The following is a 20670-nucleotide window of genomic DNA, read 5'->3' on the forward strand; positions in this document are numbered from 1 at the left end:
CCCCGCCGGCTCCCGTACGCCTTCCACGAATCCGCCGAACCACGCCCGCAGCCCCGCACGCGACCGGATCCGGGCGAGGGTGAGCAGCACCCAGACGCCCAGGTGCACCGGGACGAGCACGAGCGGCAGCCGGCGGCGGACCAGCCAGACCCGGTTGCGGGCGTTGACGCGGTAGTAGATCGCGTGCCGGGCGGGAGAGGTCCGCGGGTGCCGCAGCACCAGTTCGGGCGCGTACAGGATCCGCCACCCCGCGTCGGCCGCGCGCCAGGCGAGGTCGGTCTCCTCGTGCGCGAAGAAGAACTCGGCGGGCCAGTCGCCGATCTCGTCGAGCATCGCCGTCCGCAGCGCGTGCCCGCCGCCGAGGAACCCGGTGACGTAGCCGCCCCGCAGCGGGTCCGCGTTGCCGATCCGGGGCACGTGCCGCTGCTGCGTCTCGCCCCGCTCGTCGGCGATGCGGAAGCCGACGATGCCGAGCCGGTCGTCGGCGGCGTACAGGTCCCGCACCCGGCGCAGCACATCGGCGTCGACGAGCAGGCCGTCGTCGTCCAGGTCGACCACGACGTCGATGTCGCCGAACTCCCGCAGCCGGGTGAGCGCGGCGTTGCGCCCGCCGGGGCAGCCCAGGTTCTCCTCGAGTTCGACCGTGGTGACCTCGCCGGGCAGCGACAGCCGCCGGGCGAACTCCGGCAGCGGGCACCCGTTGCCCACGATCACGGTCCGCTCGGGCGGCACGTCCTGCTTGGCCACGGACTCCAGCAGGGCGTCCACCTCCGCGGGCCGGTTGCCCATCGTCACCACGGCGACGGCGATCCTGGGTGCCCCCATGTCCTCACCTCGTCCCGGTCGGCAACTGACGATCGACGGGCGATGCTAGCCGTTCACGGCGAGGACCCCCTCCGTACGGCTGCCGGACGGCGATTCGCCCGCACGGCTCGGCGCAGCGTCACCAGCGGCGGGTCGGCGCACAAGTCCGCCCAGAAGTCCGCGCCTTCGCGTGCGTGCTCACAGAGCGGGCGGCTCCTCACCCGTCTGGGAGGATGACGCGGACCATCACCGCGAGAAACCGGGGGATCGAGCATGCTCGTGCTCATACTGTCGGCCGTCGTCCTGCTCGTCATCGGCGGCTGCGTCTGCGTCTTCTGGGCGGCCCGGGGCGACGCCCCGCGCTGGGCACGGTCCGTGGCGAGGGTGACCCTGCTCGGCAGCGAACTGGCCGGCTCCGCGAGCCGGAACGCGGGCTCACGGCGAAGCGGCAGCGGCGACTAGCCGGAACCCCGGCCCCATGAACTGAACGAAGAAACCCCAGGTCGCAGTCCATCCGACCTGGGGTTTCAGTGGAGCCGCCTTCGGGATTCGAACCCGAGACCTACGCATTACGAGTGCGTTGCTCTGGCCATCTGAGCTAAGGCGGCGCGCTGTCCGCACTATGGTGCGATCAGCAACGACGGTAAGTCTACACAGTTTCCGGGGGTGCTCCGCACCAGCCCCGGAGGCGGTCCCTCCGGGGCCGGGCACACCCGCTACGAGCAGCGCTTTCCGTCCTTCGGCGGGGTGCCGCGGAGCAGGTAGGCGTTGATCGTGCGGTCGATGCAGGAGCTGCCGCGGCCGTACGCCGTGTGACCGTCGCCGTCGTAGGTGAGGAGGCGGGCCGAGGAGAGCTGGCCGGCCAGGGCCTGGGCCCAGCGGTAGGGGGTGGCCGGGTCGCGGGTGGTGCCGACCACGACGATCGGCGCCGCGCCCTTCGCCTCGATGCGGTGCGGCTCGCCGGTGGCGCCGACGGGCCAGTACGCGCAGTTCAGCGCGGCCCAGGCCAGGCCCTCACCGAAGATGGGCGACGCCTTCTCGAAATCGGGCAGCGCCGCCCGCACCTCGTCGGGGGTGGCGAAGGAGGGCGGCAGGTCCAGGCAGTTCACGGCCGCGTTGGCGAACATCAGGTTGCTGTAGCGGCCGTCGGCGTCCCGCTCGTAGTAGCCGTCGGAGAGGACCAGGAGCCCGGAGCCGTCGTTCTCCTTCATCGCGGACGTCAGCGCCTCGCGCAGCTGCTCCCAGGAGCCTTCGTCGTACATGGCCGCGATCACGCCGGTCGTGGCGAGCGACTCGGTGAGGCGGCGGCCGTCGGCGTCACCGGTGGGCACCGGTCGTGCGTCCAGCTTCTCGAAGAACGCCTTGAGGTTCTCGCCGACCTGCTCGGGCGAGGCGCCCTTGGCGCCCAGCGGGCAGCCGGCCTGCCGTACGCAGTCCCGCGCGAAGGAACGGAACGCCGTCTCGAAACCCGCCGTCTGTTCGAGGTTCAGCCGCCGAGCGGGCAGCGACGGGTCCATCGCGCCGTCCAGCACCAGCCGGCCCGTCCGCTCCGGGAACAGCCCGGCGTACGTCGCGCCGAGGAACGTGCCGTAGGAGGCTCCGACGAAGTTCAGCTTCTCGTCGCCGAGCACCGCCCGCACGATGTCCATGTCCCGGGCCGTCTCCGCCGTGGACACGTGCCGCAGCAGCCGGGGCGCGTCCGCGCCGCAGCCCTCGGCGAACGTCCGGTACGCCTCGACGAGCCCGTCGGTCTCCCGGGCGTCGTCGGGCGTGGTGTCCGTCCGTGTGTACGTGTCCATGGCAGGCCCGTCCAGGCACTCGACGGGCTCGCTGCGGGCCACTCCGCGCGGGTCGACCGCGACCATGTCGTAGCGGGCGCGGACCTCCGCCGGGTAGCCGATGCCGGCGTACGCCTGCACGTAGCCGATCGCCGAGCCGCCCGGCCCGCCCGGGTTCACCAGGAGCGAGCCCAGCCGCTCACCCGGTCCCGTGGCCTTCTTGCGGGTGACGGCGAGCCGGACGTCACCGGCGGAGGGCTTGGCGTAGTCGAGCGGCGCCTTGATCGTGGCGCACTGGAAACCGGGCACTCCGCAGCCGCGCCAGGCCGGCTTCTGCGCGTAGTACGGCGACAGCGCCGCGGGCGTGGACCGCGGCAGCGCCACCAGGGCCGCCTCCTGCGCCGCCGAGGCGGTGGACGTCGTCGAGCTCCCGGAGGAGCAGGCGGAGACGAGCAGCGCGGCCGCGGCGAGGAGGCCGGCCGCCGTCCTGGCTCCGCCGCGGACCCTGCGATGGGCGCCGCGGGAGCGGGGCGCGGCGGGGCCGGGCGACGAGACGGTGCGTGGGGTGCGCCTTGTGTCCATCCAGCGAGCGTAACTCTGCGCGACGGAATGAGTGCCGTGCGTGCGTGTCGTGCCCCGTACGAGTTACGGCGTCAAGCCGGCACGCGCTCCCGTCCGCTCAGCCCTCTCTGAGTGCCATCGTCATCGCCTCCACCGCCAGCAGCGGCGCCACGTTGCGGTCGAGGGCGTCGCGGCAGGCGGAGATCGCCTCGATGCGGCGGAGCGTGGCCTCCGGGGTGCTGCCGCGCGCGAGCCGCTCCAGAGCCTCCTCCGCGTCCGCGTTGGCGATGGCCACGCGCGAGCCGAGCTGGAGGGCGAGGACGTCACGGTAGAAGGCGGTCAGGTCGGTCAGGGCGATGTCGAGGCTGTCGCGCTGCGTGCGCGTCCTGCGGCGCTTCTGCTTGTCCTCCAGGTCCTTCATCACGCCCGCCGTGCCACGCGGCATGCGGCCGCCCTGGGTCGCGCCGAGGGCGGCCTTCAGCTCCTCGGTCTCCTTGCCGTCGACCTCCTCCGCCAGCTGCTTGGCGTCCTCGGCGGCCGCGTCCACGAGTTCCTGGGCGGCCCGGAGCGCGCCGCCGATCTCGTCCACGCGCAGCGGCAGCCGCAGCACGGCGGCCCGGCGTTCGCGCGCGGCCGGATCGGTGGCGAGGCGGCGGGCGCGGTCGACGTGACCCTGCGTCGCGCGGGCCGCCGCGGCGGCGACGGCCGGCTCGATGCCCTCGCGGCGCACCAGCATGTCGGCGACGGCGTCGACCGACGGCGTGCTCAGGTTCAGATGGCGGCAGCGGGAGCGGATGGTCGGCAGGACATCCTCGATGGAAGGGGCGCACAGCAGCCAGACCGTCCGCGGGGCGGGCTCCTCCACGGCCTTGAGGACGGCGTTGGCCGACTTCTCGTTCAGCCGCTCGGCGTCCTCGACGAGGATGATCTGCCAGCGGCCGTTCGCCGGGGAGGTGAACGACTTGCGGACCGTGTCGCGCATGTCGTCGGCGAGGATCTGCGTGCCGACGGCGGCGACCGTGCTGACGTCGGCGTGCGTGCCCACCAGGGCCGTGTGACAGCCGTCGCAGAAGCCGCAGCCCGGGGCGCCGCCGAGCGCGCGGTCGGGGCTGACGCACTGCAGGGCCGCCGCGAACGCCCGCGCCGCCTGGTTGCGCCCGGCCCCGGGCGGGCCCGTGAACAGCCACGCGTGCGTCATCTTCGACGCCTCGGGCGGCGGGGCGTCGGCGGCGGCCGCGGTGACCAGGGCGTCGGCGTCCCGGGCGGCAGCGGCCAGCTGCTCGCTCACCCTCTCCTGCCCGACGAGGTCGTCCCACACGGTCACGGGTCACGCCGCCCTTCCGTCACGTCTGCGTTGCGGAATCCATTGTGGGGGTGACCACTGACAGCGGCTGACGCCCGGTGCCGCGGGGTGGGCCGGTGCCGGGTGTCGAACCGCCGGGGCTGCCCGCCCGGTGGGGTGCGGACCTGTCCGGACCCGTCCGTCCCCTGAGGGCCGGGGTCGGCCCACCGGGGACGGGGCAGACCCGCCCGGACAGGTCCGCACCCCACAGGTCGGTCCCGGCTCCCTGGTCGGCCGGACCGTCAAAGGCCTCAGCGGCCCCGGCCGCCCCTCCCCCGGCGTCCCCGGCCCTCGCCCGGCTCGTCGTCGTGCGGTCCGAGCAGTTCGTCGGCCAGCGACGGCAGGTCGTCCAGCGGTGTCTCCTCGGCCCAGTCGGACCGGCGGCGCGGTGTCCCCTCGGCGTCGACCTGGGGCATCTCCCGCGTACGGTCCTCCGTCCCGTCGGGCCGGGCGGCCGGGGCGTCGTCCCGGAAGTAACCGGGCGGCACCCGGTCCGCCGATCCGTCCCCGCGCACGGGGGGCAGCACGGCCGTCTCCTCGGCGTCCCCCGGCCGGACGGGCGGCAGCACGGCCGTCTCGTCCGACGCTCCGGAGGGCGTCCGGGAGGGGGCACGGGAGGACGTCCGCGGCTCGCGGATCTCGTCCTCCGCCCGAGGGGACACCGGCGGCAGCACCTCCGTCTCCTCCCCGGACCCGGCCCCCGGCGGAACCGGCGGCATCGGCGGCATCGGCAGCTCCGCCGTCACCTCGGCGTCGGACTCGCCGGAGGTCCGGCCCCGGCCCCGCTCCTCGTCCCGCGCCGGGCGCAGCACGGTCGTGTCGTCCGCCGAACCGCCCGGGGTCACCACGGGCGTCGGCACGGTCGCCGCGTCCTGTCCCGCCGCCGGACCGGAGGGGCGCTCCGGCGCGGGGCTCTTGGCCGTGGAGATCTTCGGCCCGGCCTCGGCCGCGGCGGCCGCCGCCTCCGCGAGCCGGCGCGCCTCCTCCGCCCGCAGCAGGGCCTCCTCCGCCTTGCGCTGCTTCTCCAGGCGGAGCGCCTCGGCCTCGGCACGCAGCCGGGCCTCCTCCTCGGCCTGCCTGCGGCGCCGCTCCTCCTCGGCCTTGCGGCGGGCCTCCTCCTCGGCGCGGGCCTTCTCCTCCGCGAGGAGCCGAGCCCGCTCCTCCTCGGCCTTCCTGCGCGCTTCCTCGGCCCGGCGCCGGGCCTCCTCCGCCTGCCGCTCGGCCTCGCGCCGCTGCGCCTCCTCCAGCTCGCGCCGCTTGCGCTCCTCCTCCTCGGCGCGCAGCTTGGCCAGCTGCTCCTGGCGCTCGCGCTCCAGGCGCTCCTCCTCGGCCTTGCGGGCGGCCTCCTCCTCGGCCTTGCGGCGGGCCTCCTCCTCGGCCTTCCTGCGCGCCTCCTCGCGGGCCCGGATCTCGGCCTCGGACAGCGGCAGCACCTGGTCGAGCCGGTGCCGGATGACGGTCGTGACGGCCTCGGGCTCCTGCCCGGCGTCCACCACCAGGTAGCGCCCGGCGTCGGCAGCGGCCAGGGTGAGGAAACCGGCCCGCACGCGCGCGTGGAACTCCGCGGGCTCCGACTCCAGCCGGTCGGGCGCCTCGGTGAACCGCTCGCGCGCGGTCTCCGGCGCGACGTCCAGCAGCACGGTCAGATGCGGCACCAGTCCGTTCGTCGCCCAGCGGTTGATCCGGGCGATCTCGGTCGGCGACAGGTCCCGGCCCGCTCCCTGGTAGGCCACGGAGGAGTCGATGTACCGGTCGGAAATGACGACCGCGCCGCGCTCCAGGGCGGGCCGTACGACGGTGTCGACGTGCTCGGCCCGGTCGGCCGCGTACAGCAGCGCCTCCGCGCGGTGCGACAGGCCCGCGCTGGACACGTCCAGCAGGATCGACCGCAGCCGCTTGCCCACGGGCGTCGCCCCCGGCTCGCGCGTCAGCACGACCTCGTGGCCCTTGGCGCGGATCCACTCGGCGAGCGCCTCGGCCTGGGTGGACTTGCCGGCGCCGTCGCCGCCCTCCAGGGCGATGAAGAAGCCGGTCGCGGCGGGCGCCTGCTCCGGATCGTCGCCGCCGAGCAGCGCGTCCTTCAGGTCCTGCCGCAGCGGCACCCCGGAACGGTCGTCGACCTTGGCGAGCACCAGCACCGCGACCGGCAGGAGCAGCGCGCCGGCCAGCATCAGGGTGAAGGCCGCGCCGCCGTGCGCGAAGACGAACTTGCCGCTCTCCAGCCGGTGCGGTCCGATGCCCGCCGCCACCAGCGGGGAGATCACCGCGGCGAGCGCCACGCAGACGCGGACGACCGCGTGCAGGTGCTCCGTCGTGCGGGGCCGCCGGTACTCCTCGGTCTCCTGGTCGAGCAGGGTGTGCCCGATGTTGGCGGCCATGCCCGCGCCGACGCCGGACAGGGCGAGGATCAGCAGCACCGTCGTGACGTCCGGGACGAGTCCGGCGGCCAGCAGCGCGACACCGGTGAAGGCGATCGCCAGCGCGAGCATCCGGCGGCGCGACAGGGCGGGCAGCAGGGCGGGCGCCGTGCGGATGCCGATCACGACACCGCCGGTCAGCGCACCCACGAACAGTCCGTAAAGCACCGGGCCGCCGCCGAGGTCCTTGGCGTGCAGCACGGCCACGGCGACGGCGGCGGACACCGCGGCGGCGACGGCCGCGCAGGCCGGCACCAGCAGCGGCGTCGCGCCCGTGCGGCCCTTGTCGGGGCCGGTGCCGGTCCTCGGGCGGCGCAGGCCTTCGAGCGGCGACCGGGCGCGCGGGGTGCGCGTGCCGGGCAGCTCAAGGAAGGTCAGCACGGACAGGGACGCGGCGAACAGGCCGGCCGCGACATAGGAGGCGAGAGCCGCCTGGTGCTGGGCGAACCAGTCGATGCCGGCGCCCAGCAGGTTGTTGAAGAGGGCTGCGGCAACGAGCACGACGGCCGCGAGCGGGATCGCCACGAACCCGGTGCGCAGCGAGAGCCGGCGCAGGGCGTCCATGTGGTCGGGCAGCGGCCGGACCGTCGCCCCCTCGGGGGGCGGGGCGGGCAGCAGCGCGGGGGCCGCGCTCTCCCGGCACACCGTCCAGAACCGCTCGGCCACCCCTGTCACGAAGGCCGTGACCAGGAGGACGGCCAGCGCGTCCTCCGGCGTCCAGTCGATCCACAGCGGCGCGACGATCAGCAGCGCGGCGCGCAGCCCGTCCGCGCCGACCATGGTCCAGCGGCGGTCGAGCGGGCCGTCCTGGGAGGTCAGCGCGGTGAGCGGGCCGAGGAGCACGGCGCCGAACAGCAGCGTCGCGAGGATGCGCACCCCGAAAACGGTCGCCACTGCGAACGCCACGCCCCGGTAGCCGCCCCCGAAGGAGCCCTCGGCGACAGCCGCCTGGAGGGCGAGGAGGACCAGCACGAGAAGGGCGAGGGTGTCCCCCACGCCGCCCACGAGCTGCGCGCTCCACAACCGCTTCAGCTGCGGGCGGCGCAGCAGGGCGCGGACGGCGCGCTCGCGGGAGTCCGCGACCAGGGCGTCGTCGGGGGCCGGCTGAGGGGCCGTTGGATGCTCGGCTCGCGTCATGCGTTCAGCCTATCGGGAGCCACCGACACCCTGGGATGCCCGGTCTGGCATGCGCACGCCCCGACACCGAAGTGTTGCCGGGGCGTTCGCTTTCCGAACCCTGGGCGAAGATCCGGACCATGGCCGCAGGGGCCGGCCCGGGACACGAACGGCCTCAGTCCTCCGCCGACTTCGCGGCGGTCGCCGTCTTGGCGGCCGTCTTCTTCGCGGCGGCGGTGGTCTTCTTCGCCGTCGCCTTCTTCGCGGTCGTCGTCTTCTTCGCCGCGGTCTTCTTGGCCGTCGTCGTCTTCTTCGCCGGGGCCTTCTTCGCGGGGGCCTTCTTGGCGGTCTTCTTCGCCGGCGCCTTGGCACGCTTCTCGGCGAGCAGCTCGAAGCCGCGCTCCGGGGTGATCGTCTCGACGCTGTCGCCGGAGCGCAGGGTCGCGTTGGTCTCCCCGTCGGTGACGTACGGGCCGAAGCGGCCGTCCTTGACGACGACCGGCTTCTCGCTGACCGGGTCGGTGCCGAGCTCCTTCAGCGGCGGTTTGGCCGCGGCCCGGCCACGCTGCTTGGGCTGGGCGTAGATCGCCAGCGCCTCCTCGAGCGTGATCGTGAACAGCTGGTCCTCGGACTGGAGCGACCGCGAGTCCGTCCCCTTCTTCAGGTACGGGCCGTAGCGGCCGTTCTGCGCGGTGATCTCCTGGCCCTCGGCGTCCGTGCCGACGACGCGCGGCAGCGACATCAGCTTCAGGGCGTCGTCGAGGGTGACGGTGTCCAGCGACATCGACTTGAACAGGGACGCCGTGCGCGGCTTGACCGCGTTCTTGCCCGTCTTCGGGGTGCCCTCGGGGAGGATCTCCGTCACGTACGGGCCGTAGCGGCCGTCCTTGGCGACGATGGTGTGGCCGGTGGCCGGGTCGGTGCCCAGCTCGAAGTCGCCGCTGGGCTTGGCCAGCAGTTCCTCGGCCAGCTCCACGGTCAGCTCGTCCGGGGCGAGGTCGTCCGGGATGTCGGCGCGCTGGTGCTGCTCGGTGTCCTTCTCGCCGCGCTCGATGTAGGGGCCGTAGCGCCCGACGCGCAGCACGATGTCGTTGCCCACGGGGAACGAGGACACCTCGCGGGCGTCGATCGCGCCCAGGTCGGTGACCAGTTCCTTGAGGCCGCCGAGGTGGTCCCCGTCCCCGTTGCCCGCGTCGGCGGCGGCGCCGGTGACCGTGCCCTCGCCGAAGTAGAACCGCTTCAGCCACGGCACGGACTGGGCCTCGCCGCGGGCGATGCGGTCGAGGTCGTCCTCCATCCTGGCGGTGAAGTCGTAGTCGACGAGCCGCCCGAAGTGCTTCTCCAGGAGGTTGACCACGGCGAAGGACAGGAAGGACGGCACCAGGGCCGTGCCCTTCTTGAACACGTAGCCGCGGTCGAGGATCGTGCCGATGATCGACGCGTACGTCGACGGGCGGCCGATCTCGCGCTCTTCGAGCTCCTTGACCAGGGAGGCCTCGGTGTAGCGGGCCGGGGGCTTGGTGGCGTGCCCGTCGACCGTGATCTCCTCGGCGCTCAGGGGATCGCCCTCGGAGACCTGGGGCAGCCGGCGCTCGCGGTCGTCCAGCTCCGCGTTCGGGTCGTCGGCGCCCTCGACGTAGGCCTTGAGGAAGCCGTGGAAGGTGATCGTCTTGCCGGACGCGCTGAACTCGACGTCGCGGCCGTCGGAGGCGGTGCCGCCGATCTTCACCGTGACGCTGTTGCCGGTCGCGTCCTTCATCTGGGAGGCGACGGTCCGCTTCCAGATCAGCTCGTAGAGCTTGAACTGGTCACCCGTCAGTCCGGTCTCGGCGGGAGTGCGGAAACGATCACCCGAGGGGCGGATCGCCTCGTGGGCCTCCTGCGCGTTCTTGACCTTCCCGGCGTACGTCCTCGGCTGCGGCGGCAGGTAGTCGGCGCCGTACAGCTGCGTGACCTGGGCGCGGGCGGCGGCGACCGCCGTGTCGCTCAGCGTCGTGGAGTCCGTACGCATATAGGTGATGTAGCCGTTCTCGTACAGCTTCTGCGCGACCTGCATCGTGGCCTTCGCGCCGAAGCCGAGCTTGCGGCTGGCCTCCTGCTGCAGCGTCGTCGTACGGAACGGGGCGTACGGCGAGCGGCGGTACGGCTTGGACTCGACCGAGCGGACGGCGAACCGCGTCTGCTCCAGGGCGGCGGCCAGGGCGCGGGCGTTCGCCTCGTCGAGGTGGAGGGTGTTCGCGCTCTTCAGTTGTCCCAGGGAGTCGAAGTCGCGGCCCTGCGCGACCCGCCTGCCGTCGACGGTCTGCAGGCGCGCGACCAGCGACGACGGGTCCGACGGGTCTCCGGCGCGGCCGGTCGCGAAGGTGCCCGTCAGGTCCCAGTACTCAGCCGAACGAAAGGCGATGCGCTCGCGTTCCCGCTCCACCACGAGCCGGGTGGCGACGGACTGGACGCGGCCCGCGGACAGCCGCGGCATGACCTTCTTCCACAGGACCGGCGAGACCTCGTAGCCGTACAGGCGGTCGAGGATGCGGCGGGTCTCCTGGGCGTCGACGAGTTTCTGGTTGAGCTGGCGCGGGTTGGCCACGGCGGCCTGGATCGCGGCCTTGGTGATCTCGTGGAAGACCATCCGCTTGACCGGGACCTTCGGCTTGAGCACCTCCTGGAGGTGCCAGGCGATGGCCTCGCCCTCGCGGTCCTCATCGGTGGCGAGGAAGAGCTCGTCCGATTCCTTCAGCAGGTCCTTGAGCTTCTTGACCTGCGCCTTCTTGTCGGCGTTGACCACATAGATCGGCTGGAAGTCGTGTTCGACGTCCACACCGAGGCGGCGGACCTCGCCGGTGTACTTCTCGGGCACCTCGGCGGCGCCGTTGGGAAGGTCGCGGATGTGCCCGACGCTCGCCTCGACGGTGTATCCGGGCCCGAGATAGCCCTTGATCGTCTTCGCCTTGGCAGGCGACTCGACGATGACGAGTCGGCGGCCGCCCTTCGCGGTCTCGCTGGTCGGGGACAACTTCGCTCTTCTCTCCGGTCGACGCTGGGGCCTCCCCGGAGTCGCTCACCGGGGCTGGGTACGTGCTGACGCTGCGGAGTGTGACGGTACATCCCGCCCCCGTGTCAAACGGGAAAAGCCCGCAACGGCCACTCGAACGGTAACCCGACTACCACCATTCCTGCCGCCCCGAGTGCCCTGACCCAGCCCGGCCCTGTGCGGAGCGCTATCCCCCGGTCACCCGCGGGCGCCTGCCCGGAGCGGGCATCACAGGCGCGTGAAGCACCATGCTCCGACCGCCAGGGCGAGCACCGAGACGACGCTCGCGACGGCCGCCGACGCGCGCGGGCTCACCCCCTCGGCGACGGGCATCTGCCGGCGCACGCGCGTCACGGTCCACGCCAGCAGGCCCCCTCCGAACAGGGAGAACACCGTTCCCGCGAAGATCGCCGGTTCGCTCTCCATGGCTCGCCGCGCCCCTTTTCCCCTGTCCGAACGGTCCCAGCCACGGGAGGCTGACACGCGCGGGCGGCGCAGAGGCGAACCCGGGGTGAACGCAGGGACGACACGGCCGCGGATCGGGGGCGTGCGGCTCTTCACGACCTGTTCCGGGCGAGGTGTCCAAATCGACTCGAAATTATTGGCGGCTTCGCGATCGAGGGGGCGGCGGACCGGTTCTCCACCGGTTCTTCCAGCAAACGGATCACCTCCGTCCCCCCGCTCAGCGCACTGGCACCAGGAACCCCTGCTCCACCAGCAGCCGGATCTGCGCCGGGGTGCGGTCGCGCAGCAGGACCGGGTCCTCGCCGATCAGCTGGGCGATGGCGTCGAGGATGCGGCCCGCGCTCATCGTGCCGTCGCACACGCCCGCGAAGCCCGCGCCGACCGTGTCGACCCGGGTCGCCCGGCGCATACCGCGGTTCTGGCGCAGCACGACGTGCTCGGGGTCCTCCGCCCCCGGCAGCCCGACCTGCTCCTGCACGACCTCGGCGGCCAGCCGGAAGTGCCCCTCCAGCAGCGCGGCGTCGTCGTGCTCGCGCAGGTGGTCGAGCCGGTCGAAGTGGTCGCGGATGGTGTCCCCGAGCGGCTGCTCGACCGGATGCGGCCATTCCTCCACCGTGACGGACGGCACGGCGGCGCCCGTCCGGCGCAGGGTGATCCAGCCGAATCCGACGGCCTTCACCTTGCGCGCCTCGAACTCGTCGAGCCACGCGTCGTACCGCGCCTGGTACTCCGCCACGTCCTCGCGGTGATCGCCCGCGTCCCGCAGCCACAGCTCGGCGTACTGATTGACGTCCTGCACCTCGCGCTGCACGATCCACGCGTCACAGCCCCGGGGCACCCACGACCTGAGCCTGTCCTGCCAGTCCTCCCCTTCCACGTGCTGCCAGTTGGCGAGGAACTGCGCGAACCCGCCCTCGTTCAGCCGCTCCCCCGCCTCCTGAACGAGCGTGCGGCACAGATCGTCCCCGCCCATCCCGCCGTCGCGGTAGGTGAGCCGGGCACCGGGCGAGATCACGAACGGCGGGTTGGAGACGATCAGGTCGTACGTCTCGTCGGCGCGGACCGGCTCGTAAAGGGAGCCCTCGCGCAGATCGGCGGCCGGTGCGCCGGACAGCGCCAGCGTCAGGGCGGTGATGTGCAGCGCGCGCGGGTTGAGGTCGGTCGCGGTCACGCGCGTGGCGTGCCGGGCGGCGTGCAGGGCCTGGATGCCGGAGCCGGTGCCGAGGTCGAGCGCGGCGGCGACGGGCGTACGGACGGTGATCCCGGCGAGGGTCGTGGAGGCGCCGCCGACTCCCAGGACGACGCCCTCGTCACGACGGCCGATCCCGCCGGCGCCGCCGACCGCGCAGCCCAGGTCCGACACGATGAACCAGTCCTCGCCGCCGGGCCCGCCGTAAGGCCGGACGTCCACCGTGGCGGAGAGCTGGTCCCCGGCGGAGCGGGCGAGCCAGCCGCTCTCCAGGCACGCCTCGACGGGCAGGACGTCGGCCACGCGCGCGTGCGGCACGGGCTGCTGCAGCAGGAACAGCCGCACGAGCAGCTCCAGCGGCGTGTCCCCGCGGGTGGCCCGGAGCGCGGGCACGGTCTCGCTCCGGGCGAGCGCCGCGTACGCGGGGGCGCCGAGCAGTTCGAGCAGTCCGTCGGCGGTGAAGGAGGCCCCGAGCAGGGCGTCCCGGAGCCGGGCGGCGACGTCGGGGCGGTCGGAGGCGGGCAGCGGGGGCAGGGGTGACTGGCTGGCGTTACTCACGCCCCCATTGTGGCGGCCGGGGGCGCTCTCGCACGTGCTCGCGCCCCTGTTCCTGCCGAGCGGGAATCGCAGCCTCTGCCAGTGCCGGGGCGGGAACCGCCTGCCAGTGCCGGAGCGGGGATCGCGTGCCCGTGTTCGTGCCGGAGCCGGAATCGTGTGCCCCCGCCCGGCCGGAGCGGGAATCGTGTGCCCCAGCCCGGGCCGGAACGGGAATCGCGTGCCCCTGCCAGTGCGATCGGAAAATCGCGTGCCCTCGCCGGTGCCGGAGCGAGGACCGCGTGCCCCTGTTCGTGCCGGAGCGGGACCGCGTGCACCCGCCCGGGCCGCGGCGAGGACCGCGCGCCCGTGCCGGGGGCGGAGCAAGGGTCGCGCGTCCCGTGCCCGGGGCGGAACGGGGGCACAGCCGGTGCCCGTCCCTCCTCACCACGTCAGCGGCCGGACCTCCTGCGGCCGCTCCGCGGTTCAGCTCTGCGTCGCGCCCGCCGACGCCGTCGCCGCCTTGCAGCTCGACTGGCGGGCCATCGCCTGGCCGACCTCGCCCTCCTCCAGGTTCCGCAGGGCGTCGTTGCCGCTCTTGCTCAGCTTGTCGAGCTCGGTGGCGATGTCCTTGAGGCCGTCGGCGAACTTGCCCTGGTCCTTGGTGTCGAGCCCGTCGACCTGCTTCTTCAGCGAGGCGTAGGACGCGGAGATCGAGTTGAGCTCCTTGACCGCGTCCTGCTGCTTCTTCTCGCCGTTCTCGACGTCCGGGGCCCCGGCCTTGTTCACCGCGCCGCCGATCGCCTTGTAGGCGTCGGACATGTCCTGGAAGGCCTGCGCGTCGGTCTTCTGGACCTCCTCGGGCGTGCTGTTGTCCGAGGTCTCCTTCTGGATCGCGGCGTTGGCCGACTCGATCTTCTTCGCCTGCGGCTGCACGGCGTCGCAGACCTGCTTGGCCCAGGAGTCCAGCTTCTCGTTGCCGTCGTCGCCGCCGCAGCCCGACAGCGCCAGTACCAGTACCGCACCGCCGGACAGTGCGGCCGCGAGCTTCTTGTTCACCGGTTTGGTCCCTTCCATGGCTCTCTCGGCCCCGGAACTTACACGCCAGATGCACGGCAACCGCACGTCGAACGTCTATTAAGACCCTTTTGTAACCTTTTGCACCAAGAGAGAGAAGGCTCACGCGTGATCGTCTCCCCACCCAGCGCGGGCGGGCGACGCGCCAACGCGCACCGCCCGCCCGCACCTTGAGCTGGGGCTCCTCGTTCCTCCCTAGGAAACCACCGCCGGATCGGCCGAATTGGGCTTCGGCTCGGCGTTGCCTTCGTCACCCATGGCGATTCCGCGCCGCTTTGACACGTACACCGCCCCGGCGATCACCAGGAACGCGAGGACCGCGATCAGGATCCGCACCCCCACGCTCTCGTCCGGGCCGTAGGAGAACTTGATCACCGCGGGCGCGATGAGCAGCGAGACCAGGTTCATGACCTTCAGCAGCGGGTTGATCGCCGGGCCGGCGGTGTCCTTGAAGGGGTCGCCGACGGTGTCGCCGATCACGGTCGCCGCGTGCGCCTCGCTGCCCTTGCCGCCGTGGTGGCCGTCCTCGACGAGCTTCTTGGCGTTGTCCCAGGCGCCACCGGAGTTGGCGAGGAACACCGCCATGAGCGTGCCCGCGCCGATCGCGCCCGCCAGGAACGCGCCCAGCGGCCCGACACCGAGCGTGAACCCGATGAAGACGGGCGCCATCACGGCCAGCAGACCCGGCGTGGCCAGCTCGCGCAGTGCGTCCCTGGTGCAGATGTCGACGACCTTGCCGTACTCCGGTTTCTCGCTGTAGTCCATGATTCCGGGCCTCTCGCGGAACTGCCGCCGCACCTCGTAGACCACGGAACCCGCCGACCGCGACACGGCGTTGATCGCCAGCCCCGAGAAGAGGAAGACGACCGCCGCGCCCGCGATGAGACCCACGAGGTTGTTGGGCTGCGAGATGTCCATCATCAGGCTCATCGGGGCGCCCTCACCGCTGAGCCTCTCCCCCACGTCCCGCGCGCCGGTGATGATCGCGTCGCGGTACGACCCGAACAGCGCCGCCGCCGCCAGCACGGCCGTGGCGATCGCGATGCCCTTGGTGATCGCCTTCGTGGTGTTGCCGACCGCGTCCAGGTTGGTGAGCACCTGCGCGCCCGCGCCCTCGACGTCGCCGGACATCTCCGCGATGCCCTGCGCGTTGTCGGAGACCGGCCCGAAGGTGTCCATCGCGACGATCACACCGACCGTGGTGAGCAGACCGGTGCCGGCCAGCGCCACCGCGAACAGCGCCAGCATGATCGACGTACCACCGAGCAGGAACGCCCCGTACACGCCCAGTCCGATCAACAGGGCGGTGTAGACGGCCGATTCGAGACCGACGGAGATTCCGGCGAGGACGACGGTGGCCGGGCCGGTGAGCGAGGTCTTGCCGATGTCCCGGACGGGCCGGCGGGTGGTCTCCGTGAAGTAGCCGGTCAGTTGCTGGATCAGGGCGGCCAGCACGATGCCGATGGCCACCGCGACGAGCGCGAGGACCCGGGGGTCGCCGTCCTTGCCCAGGATCGCCGCGTCGGTGACGCCGTCCAGCTCCGAGTACTTCCCCGGCAGGTAGACGAAGACGGCCACCGCCACCAGCACGAGCGAGATCACCGCGGAGATGAAGAACCCGCGGTTGATGGCGCTCATGCCGCTGCGGTCGGAGCGCCTCGGCGCGACCGCGAAGATGCCGATCATCGCCGTGATCACACCGATGGCCGGCACCAGCAGCGGGAAGCCGAGCCCCGCGTCGCCGAAGGCCGCCGAGCCCAGGATCAGCGCGGCCACCAGCGTCACGGCGTACGACTCGAAGAGGTCGGCCGCCATGCCCGCGCAGTCGCCGACGTTGTCGCCCACGTTGTCGGCGATGGTCGCGGCATTGCGCGGGTCGTCCTCCGGAATGCCCTGCTCGACCTTGCCGACCAGGTCGGCGCCGACGTCGGCGGCCTTGGTGAAGATGCCGCCGCCGACCCTCATGAACATGGCGATCAGCGCGGCGCCCAGGCCGAAGCCCTCCAGCACCTTCGGCGCGTCCGCCGCGTACACCAGCACCACGCAGGCCGCACCCAGCAGGCCGAGGCCCACCGTGAACATGCCGACCACGCCGCCCGTGCGAAATGCGATCTTCATCGCTTTGTGCGAGACGGCGGTCAGATCCTTTTCCGGCTCGCCCGCCGCCGGAGTGGCCTCACGGGCCGCCGCGGCGACCCGCACATTGCTGCGTACGGCGAGCCACATGCCGATATAACCGGTGGCCGCCGAGAACGCCGCTCCGATCAGGAAGAACACCGACCGTCCGGCCCGCTGATTCCAGTCGTCAGCGGGCAGCAGCATGAGCAGGAAGAACACGACCACGGCGAATACCGCGAGCGTGCGCAGCTGACGGGCCAGATAGGCGTTGGCGCCTTCCTGGATCGCGGCCGCGATCTTCTTCATGCTGTCGGTGCCCTCACCGGCCGCGAGTACCTGGCGCACCAGGACGCCCGCGACCGCCAGTGCCGCCAGTGCCACGATCGCGATGACCACCACGAGGACGCGGTTGCCATCGGTCAGTACGGCGGCTGCGAGGTCGGTGGGATGGCCCGACTGTTGTGAGAGAGAAAGCCCCGCCATTCGTCCTCCTTGACGCTTGGGCTGAGCTCAAGATGTGGACGGGATTGTAGGTACCGGAACCTGATCAAAACAGAGCGCGATAAACGGAATTGGCCTGCTGAAGTAATGCCCTGAAAGCATTCTGGCGCGACCGTGGAGCACGCGAATGATCGTGAACGAATTCACGCGATGAACGGCACAGGAACTACTGTAAAGGCGAGCACTGACACCCGCACATGACGAAGGGCCCCACGGGTGGGGCCCTTCGGGTACGAACGGGTTGCGCGGTGGCCGATCAGGCCAGGATCGTCGGTGGAGGCGTGGTCGGCCACGTCATCTTGATCGATCCGCCGTCCTCCCCCGCGCTGACCTCCACGTCGTCGACGAGGCCGCTGATGACCGCGAGGCCCATCTCGTCCTCCTCGACTTCCGCGTCGGGGTCGCCCGCGCCGGCGCGACCGCCGGGCACCGCGTGCGGAGCTTCGTCGCCGACCTCGATGGAGAACTGCTTCTCCTCCTCGATCAGCAGCACCTTCACCGGTGCCGAGATCCCGCCGGTCTGATGCAGTCCGACGGCCCGGCTGCAGGCCTCGCCGACAGCGAGCCTGACCTCGTCGAGGACGGCCTCGTCGACTCCGGCCCTGCGCGCCACCGCCGCCGCCACCAGCCGGGCGGTCCTGACATGCTCGGGCAGCGCGCTGAAGCGGAGCTCAACGGTGGCCATGCATCCCCCTCGCAACTACGGGCGTGCTGTCGAGGGGCTCCGGGCCGCCGAAAGCCCGGGCCCCCTCGGTCTTCACTTCTGCCGAACTCGTGCCGCACCGCGGCCGGCCCGGGCACGAGGCCCGGGTCCGGTCTCAGTCGGTGGCCGCTACCGCTTCCTCGACCGAGGTGTGAATCGGGAACACCTTGGTGAGGCCGGTGATGCGGAAGATCTTCAGAATGCGCTCCTGGTTGCAGACCAGGCGCAGGGAGCCCTCATGGGCTCGTACACGCTTCAGGCCGCCGACCAGTACGCCGAGCCCGGTGGAGTCGAGGAAGTCCACGCCCTCCATGTCGACGACAAGGTGGAAACTGCCGTCGTTCACCAGCTCGACCAACTGCTCGCGCAGCTTGGGCGCGGTATATACGTCGATTTCGCCACCGACCCTGACGATCGTGCGATCGCCCATGGTCTCGGTCGACAGGGACAGGTCCACGGATCCTCCAGCACCTTGCTATCGAGCGGTCGCCCTTAGGGCATCTCGGCTTCAGCCCTTGGACGCTTCGCCAGCCGCGATGGCATTCAATCACTTACCGGCAGGCGTGCACGACGCCTTGGCTCCATTGTCCGTCACGCCAGTGACACACTCGGTGCCGATGGCCAAGAATCACCGATCCGATCGAACCCCGTCGGACCCCGCCTCCCGGCCCGCGCCCGGCGCGGTCCTGGACCGGCTCGCGTCCGGTCCGGGCAGGGCTTCGCGCATTACTCATACGGAGCACTTGCCCCCGCGTGCGGGTCGGCATGCCGTCTGGCCGGACCGGATCCGCGCGGAGGTCATCTCGGCCGTGCAGGCCGCGGGGATCGAACACCCCTGGGCCCACCAGGCCCTCGCGGCCGAGCACGCCCTGGACGGCGACTCGGTCGTCGTCGCCACCGGTACGGCCTCCGGCAAGTCCCTGGCCTACCTCGTACCCGTGCTGTCCGCCCTCCTGGACGGAGCCGAGGCCCCGAACGGCCGCGGCGCGACCACCCTCTACCTGGCTCCCACCAAGGCCCTCGCGGCGGACCAGTGCCGCTCCGTGAAGGAACTTTCACATCCATTGGGCCATTCGGTGCGCGCCGCCGTGTACGACGGCGACACTCCGTTCGAGGAACGCGAATGGATCCGCCAGCACGCCAACTACGTGCTGACCAACCCGGACATGCTGCACCGCGGCATCCTGCCGTCCCACCCCCGCTGGTCCTCCTTCCTGAAGTCGCTGAGGTACGTCGTCATCGACGAGTGCCACACCTACCGCGGCGTCTTCGGCTCCCACGTCGCGCAGGTGCTGCGCCGCCTGCGCCGGCTGTGCGCCCGCTACGGCGCCTCGCCCGTGTTCCTGCTGGCCTCCGCCACCGCCGCCGAGCCCGCGGTGGCCGCCCGCCGCCTGACCGGCCTGCCGGTCGTGGAGGTCGCCGACGACGCCTCCCCGCGCGGTGAACTGGTGTTCGCGCTCTGGGAACCGCCGCTGACGGAGCTGCAGGGCGAGAAGGGCGCCCCCGTCCGCCGCACGGCCACCGCCGAGGCCGCCGACCTGCTGACCGACCTCACCGTGCAGGGCGTGCGCTCGGTCGCCTTCGTCCGGTCCCGGCGCGGCGCCGAGCTGATCTCCGTCATCTCCCGGGAGCGGCTGGCCGAGGTCGACCGGTCGCTGGCCCGGCGTGTCGCGGCGTACCGGGGCGGCTATCTCCCGGAAGAACGTCGCGCACTCGAACGCGCCCTCCATTCGGGTGAACTGCTGGGCCTCGCCGCGACGAACGCCCTCGAACTCGGCATCGACATCTCCGGCCTCGACGCGGTCGTCATCGCCGGCTACCCGGGCACGCGCGCCTCCCTGTGGCAGCAGGCCGGCCGGGCCGGACGGTCCGGGCAGGGCGCCCTGGCCGTCCTGGTCGCCCGGGACGACCCCCTGGACACCTTCCTCGTCCATCACCCCGAGGCCCTCTTCGACCAGCCGGTCGAGTCCACGGTCCTCGACCCGGACAACCCCTACGTGCTCGCCCCGCACCTGTGCGCCGCCGCCGCCGAGCTGCCCCTGACGGACGAGGACCTCGACCTGTTCGGCCCGGCCAGCGAAGGCCTGCTGCCGCAGCTGGAGGCCGCGAAGCTGCTGCGCCGCCGCACCAGGGCCTGGCACTGGACCCGCCGCGAGCGCGCCGCCGACCTGACCGACATCCGCGGTGAGGGCGGGCGCCCGGTCCAGGTCGTCGAGTCCGGCACGGGCCGGCTGCTCGGCACGGTCGACGCGGGCGCCGCGCACTCGACGGTGCACGAGGGGGCGGTCCACCTCCACCAGGGCCGCACCTACCTCGTGCGGTCGCTGGACCTCGAGGACTCCGTCGCCCTCGTCGAAGAGGCCTCCCCGCCCTACTCCACCGTCGCCCGCGACACCACGTCCATCTCCGTCCTGGAGACCGACATCGAGATCCCCTGGGGCGACGGCCGCCTGTGCTTCGGGTCCGTCGAGGTCACCAACCAGGTCGTCTCCTTCCTGCGTCGCCGGCTCATGACCGGTGAGGTCCTGGGCGAGACGAAGCTCGACCTCCCTCCCCGTACGCTGCGCACCCGGGCCGTGTGGTGGACCGTCACCGAGGACCAGCTGGACCGGGCCCGGATCGGCCCGGAGATCCTCGGCGGCTCCCTGCATGCCGCCGAGCACGCGTCCATCGGGATGCTGCCCCTCTTCGCGACCTGCGACCGCTGGGACATCGGCGGCGTGTCGATCCCGCTCCACCCCGACACGCTGCTGCCCACGGTCTTCGTCTACGACGGCCATCCGGGTGGCGCGGGCTTCGCCGAGCGCGCCTTCCACACCGCCCGCACCTGGCTGACCGCCACCCTCCAGGCCATCGCCTCCTGCGAGTGCGACGCCGGCTGCCCGTCCTGCATCCAGTCCCCCAAGTGCGGCAACGGCAACGACCCGCTGCACAAGAGGGGGGCGGTGCGCCTGCTCACCGTGCTGCTGGAGGGGGCACCGGAGGAGAAGGAGCCGGCGGCCGGAGAGGCGGTGGACCGGCCGACAGGGGCGCC

General features: G+C 72.4%; 13 protein-coding genes and 1 tRNA gene. 2 read left to right on the forward strand and 12 right to left on the reverse strand.

Features of this window, described 5'->3' with window-relative positions:
- Positions 1-825: glycosyltransferase (locus tag RIN80_RS19620; RefSeq protein ID WP_309096921.1), on the reverse strand; the 825-nt coding region annotated here is incomplete at its 3' end.
- Between the two features lie 252 nt (positions 826-1077).
- Here RIN80_RS19620 and RIN80_RS19625 point away from each other — a divergent pair.
- Positions 1078-1266, forward strand: a complete 189-nt coding sequence (locus RIN80_RS19625) for a hypothetical protein (RefSeq protein WP_309096922.1) — start codon at positions 1078-1080, stop codon at positions 1264-1266.
- A gap of 69 nt (positions 1267-1335) precedes the next feature.
- Here RIN80_RS19625 and RIN80_RS19630 read toward each other — a convergent pair.
- From RIN80_RS19630 to bldG, 11 genes are all read right to left on the reverse strand, one after another.
- Positions 1336-1412: transfer RNA gene (locus RIN80_RS19630), tRNA-Thr, on the reverse strand.
- Positions 1413-1520: 108 nt separating this feature from the next.
- Positions 1521-3164: an alpha/beta hydrolase gene (locus tag RIN80_RS19635; RefSeq protein WP_309096923.1), complete on the reverse strand. Its 1644-nt coding sequence runs from the start codon at positions 3162-3164 to the stop codon at positions 1521-1523.
- Between the two features lie 97 nt (positions 3165-3261).
- The gene (locus tag RIN80_RS19640; RefSeq protein WP_309096924.1) at positions 3262-4467 is read right to left on the reverse strand and encodes a DNA polymerase III subunit delta'; all 1206 of its coding nucleotides are present in this window, start codon (positions 4465-4467) and stop codon (positions 3262-3264) included.
- A gap of 269 nt (positions 4468-4736) precedes the next feature.
- Entirely contained in the window at positions 4737-8039 is a 3303-nt protein-coding gene (tmk, locus tag RIN80_RS19645; protein WP_309096925.1) for a dTMP kinase, read from the reverse strand.
- A gap of 154 nt (positions 8040-8193) precedes the next feature.
- The gene (gene topA, locus RIN80_RS19650) at positions 8194-11031 is read right to left on the reverse strand and encodes a type I DNA topoisomerase (protein ID WP_309096926.1); all 2838 of its coding nucleotides are present in this window, start codon (positions 11029-11031) and stop codon (positions 8194-8196) included.
- 246 nt (positions 11032-11277) lie between these two features.
- Positions 11278-11475, reverse strand: a complete 198-nt coding sequence (locus tag RIN80_RS19655) for a hypothetical protein (protein WP_309096927.1) — start codon at positions 11473-11475, stop codon at positions 11278-11280.
- Positions 11476-11731: 256 nt separating this feature from the next.
- Entirely contained in the window at positions 11732-13261 is a 1530-nt protein-coding gene (locus RIN80_RS19660; protein WP_309096928.1) for a class I SAM-dependent methyltransferase, read from the reverse strand.
- A 462-nt stretch (positions 13262-13723) separates the two neighbouring features.
- Positions 13724-14314 (reverse strand): small secreted protein, encoded by a 591-nt coding sequence (locus tag RIN80_RS19665; protein WP_309096929.1) that lies wholly within the window; start codon positions 14312-14314, stop codon positions 13724-13726.
- Between the two features lie 195 nt (positions 14315-14509).
- Entirely contained in the window at positions 14510-16915 is a 2406-nt protein-coding gene (locus RIN80_RS19670; RefSeq protein WP_309096930.1) for a sodium-translocating pyrophosphatase, read from the reverse strand.
- Positions 16916-17189: 274 nt separating this feature from the next.
- Positions 17190-17618 carry an ATP-binding protein gene (locus RIN80_RS19675; protein WP_309096931.1) on the reverse strand — a complete coding sequence of 143 codons (429 nt, stop codon included), beginning with the start codon at positions 17616-17618 and terminating at the stop codon, positions 17190-17192.
- A gap of 133 nt (positions 17619-17751) precedes the next feature.
- Positions 17752-18093, reverse strand: coding sequence for an anti-sigma factor antagonist BldG (gene bldG, locus RIN80_RS19680; protein ID WP_003991900.1), 342 nt, complete (start codon positions 18091-18093; stop codon positions 17752-17754).
- A 79-nt stretch (positions 18094-18172) separates the two neighbouring features.
- On the opposite strand from bldG, the gene RIN80_RS19685 reads away from it, so the two are divergent.
- Positions 18173-20670 (forward strand): DEAD/DEAH box helicase (locus tag RIN80_RS19685; protein ID WP_309096932.1); only part of this gene is annotated, 2498 nt, incomplete at its 3' end.

It is taken from the genome of Streptomyces sp., from assembly GCF_031181705.1.
Taxonomy (GTDB): domain Bacteria; phylum Actinomycetota; class Actinomycetes; order Streptomycetales; family Streptomycetaceae; genus Streptomyces.

Bases quoted from the DNA above. Each gene is read 5' to 3' on its own strand.
- RIN80_RS19635 (WP_309096923.1), bottom strand. From the start codon at position 3,164: ATGGACACAAGGCGCACCCCACGCACCGTCTCGTCGCCCGGCCCCGCC.
- RIN80_RS19625 (WP_309096922.1), top strand. From the start codon at position 1,078: ATGCTCGTGCTCATACTGTCGGCCGTCGTCCTGCTCGTCATCGGCGGC.
- tmk (WP_309096925.1), bottom strand. From the start codon at position 8,039: ATGACGCGAGCCGAGCATCCAACGGCCCCTCAGCCGGCCCCCGACGAC.
- RIN80_RS19670 (WP_309096930.1), bottom strand. From the start codon at position 16,915: ATGGCGGGGCTTTCTCTCTCACAACAGTCGGGCCATCCCACCGACCTC.
- RIN80_RS19655 (WP_309096927.1), bottom strand. From the start codon at position 11,475: ATGGAGAGCGAACCGGCGATCTTCGCGGGAACGGTGTTCTCCCTGTTC.
- RIN80_RS19675 (WP_309096931.1), bottom strand. From the start codon at position 17,618: ATGGCCACCGTTGAGCTCCGCTTCAGCGCGCTGCCCGAGCATGTCAGG.
- RIN80_RS19665 (WP_309096929.1), bottom strand. From the start codon at position 14,314: ATGGAAGGGACCAAACCGGTGAACAAGAAGCTCGCGGCCGCACTGTCC.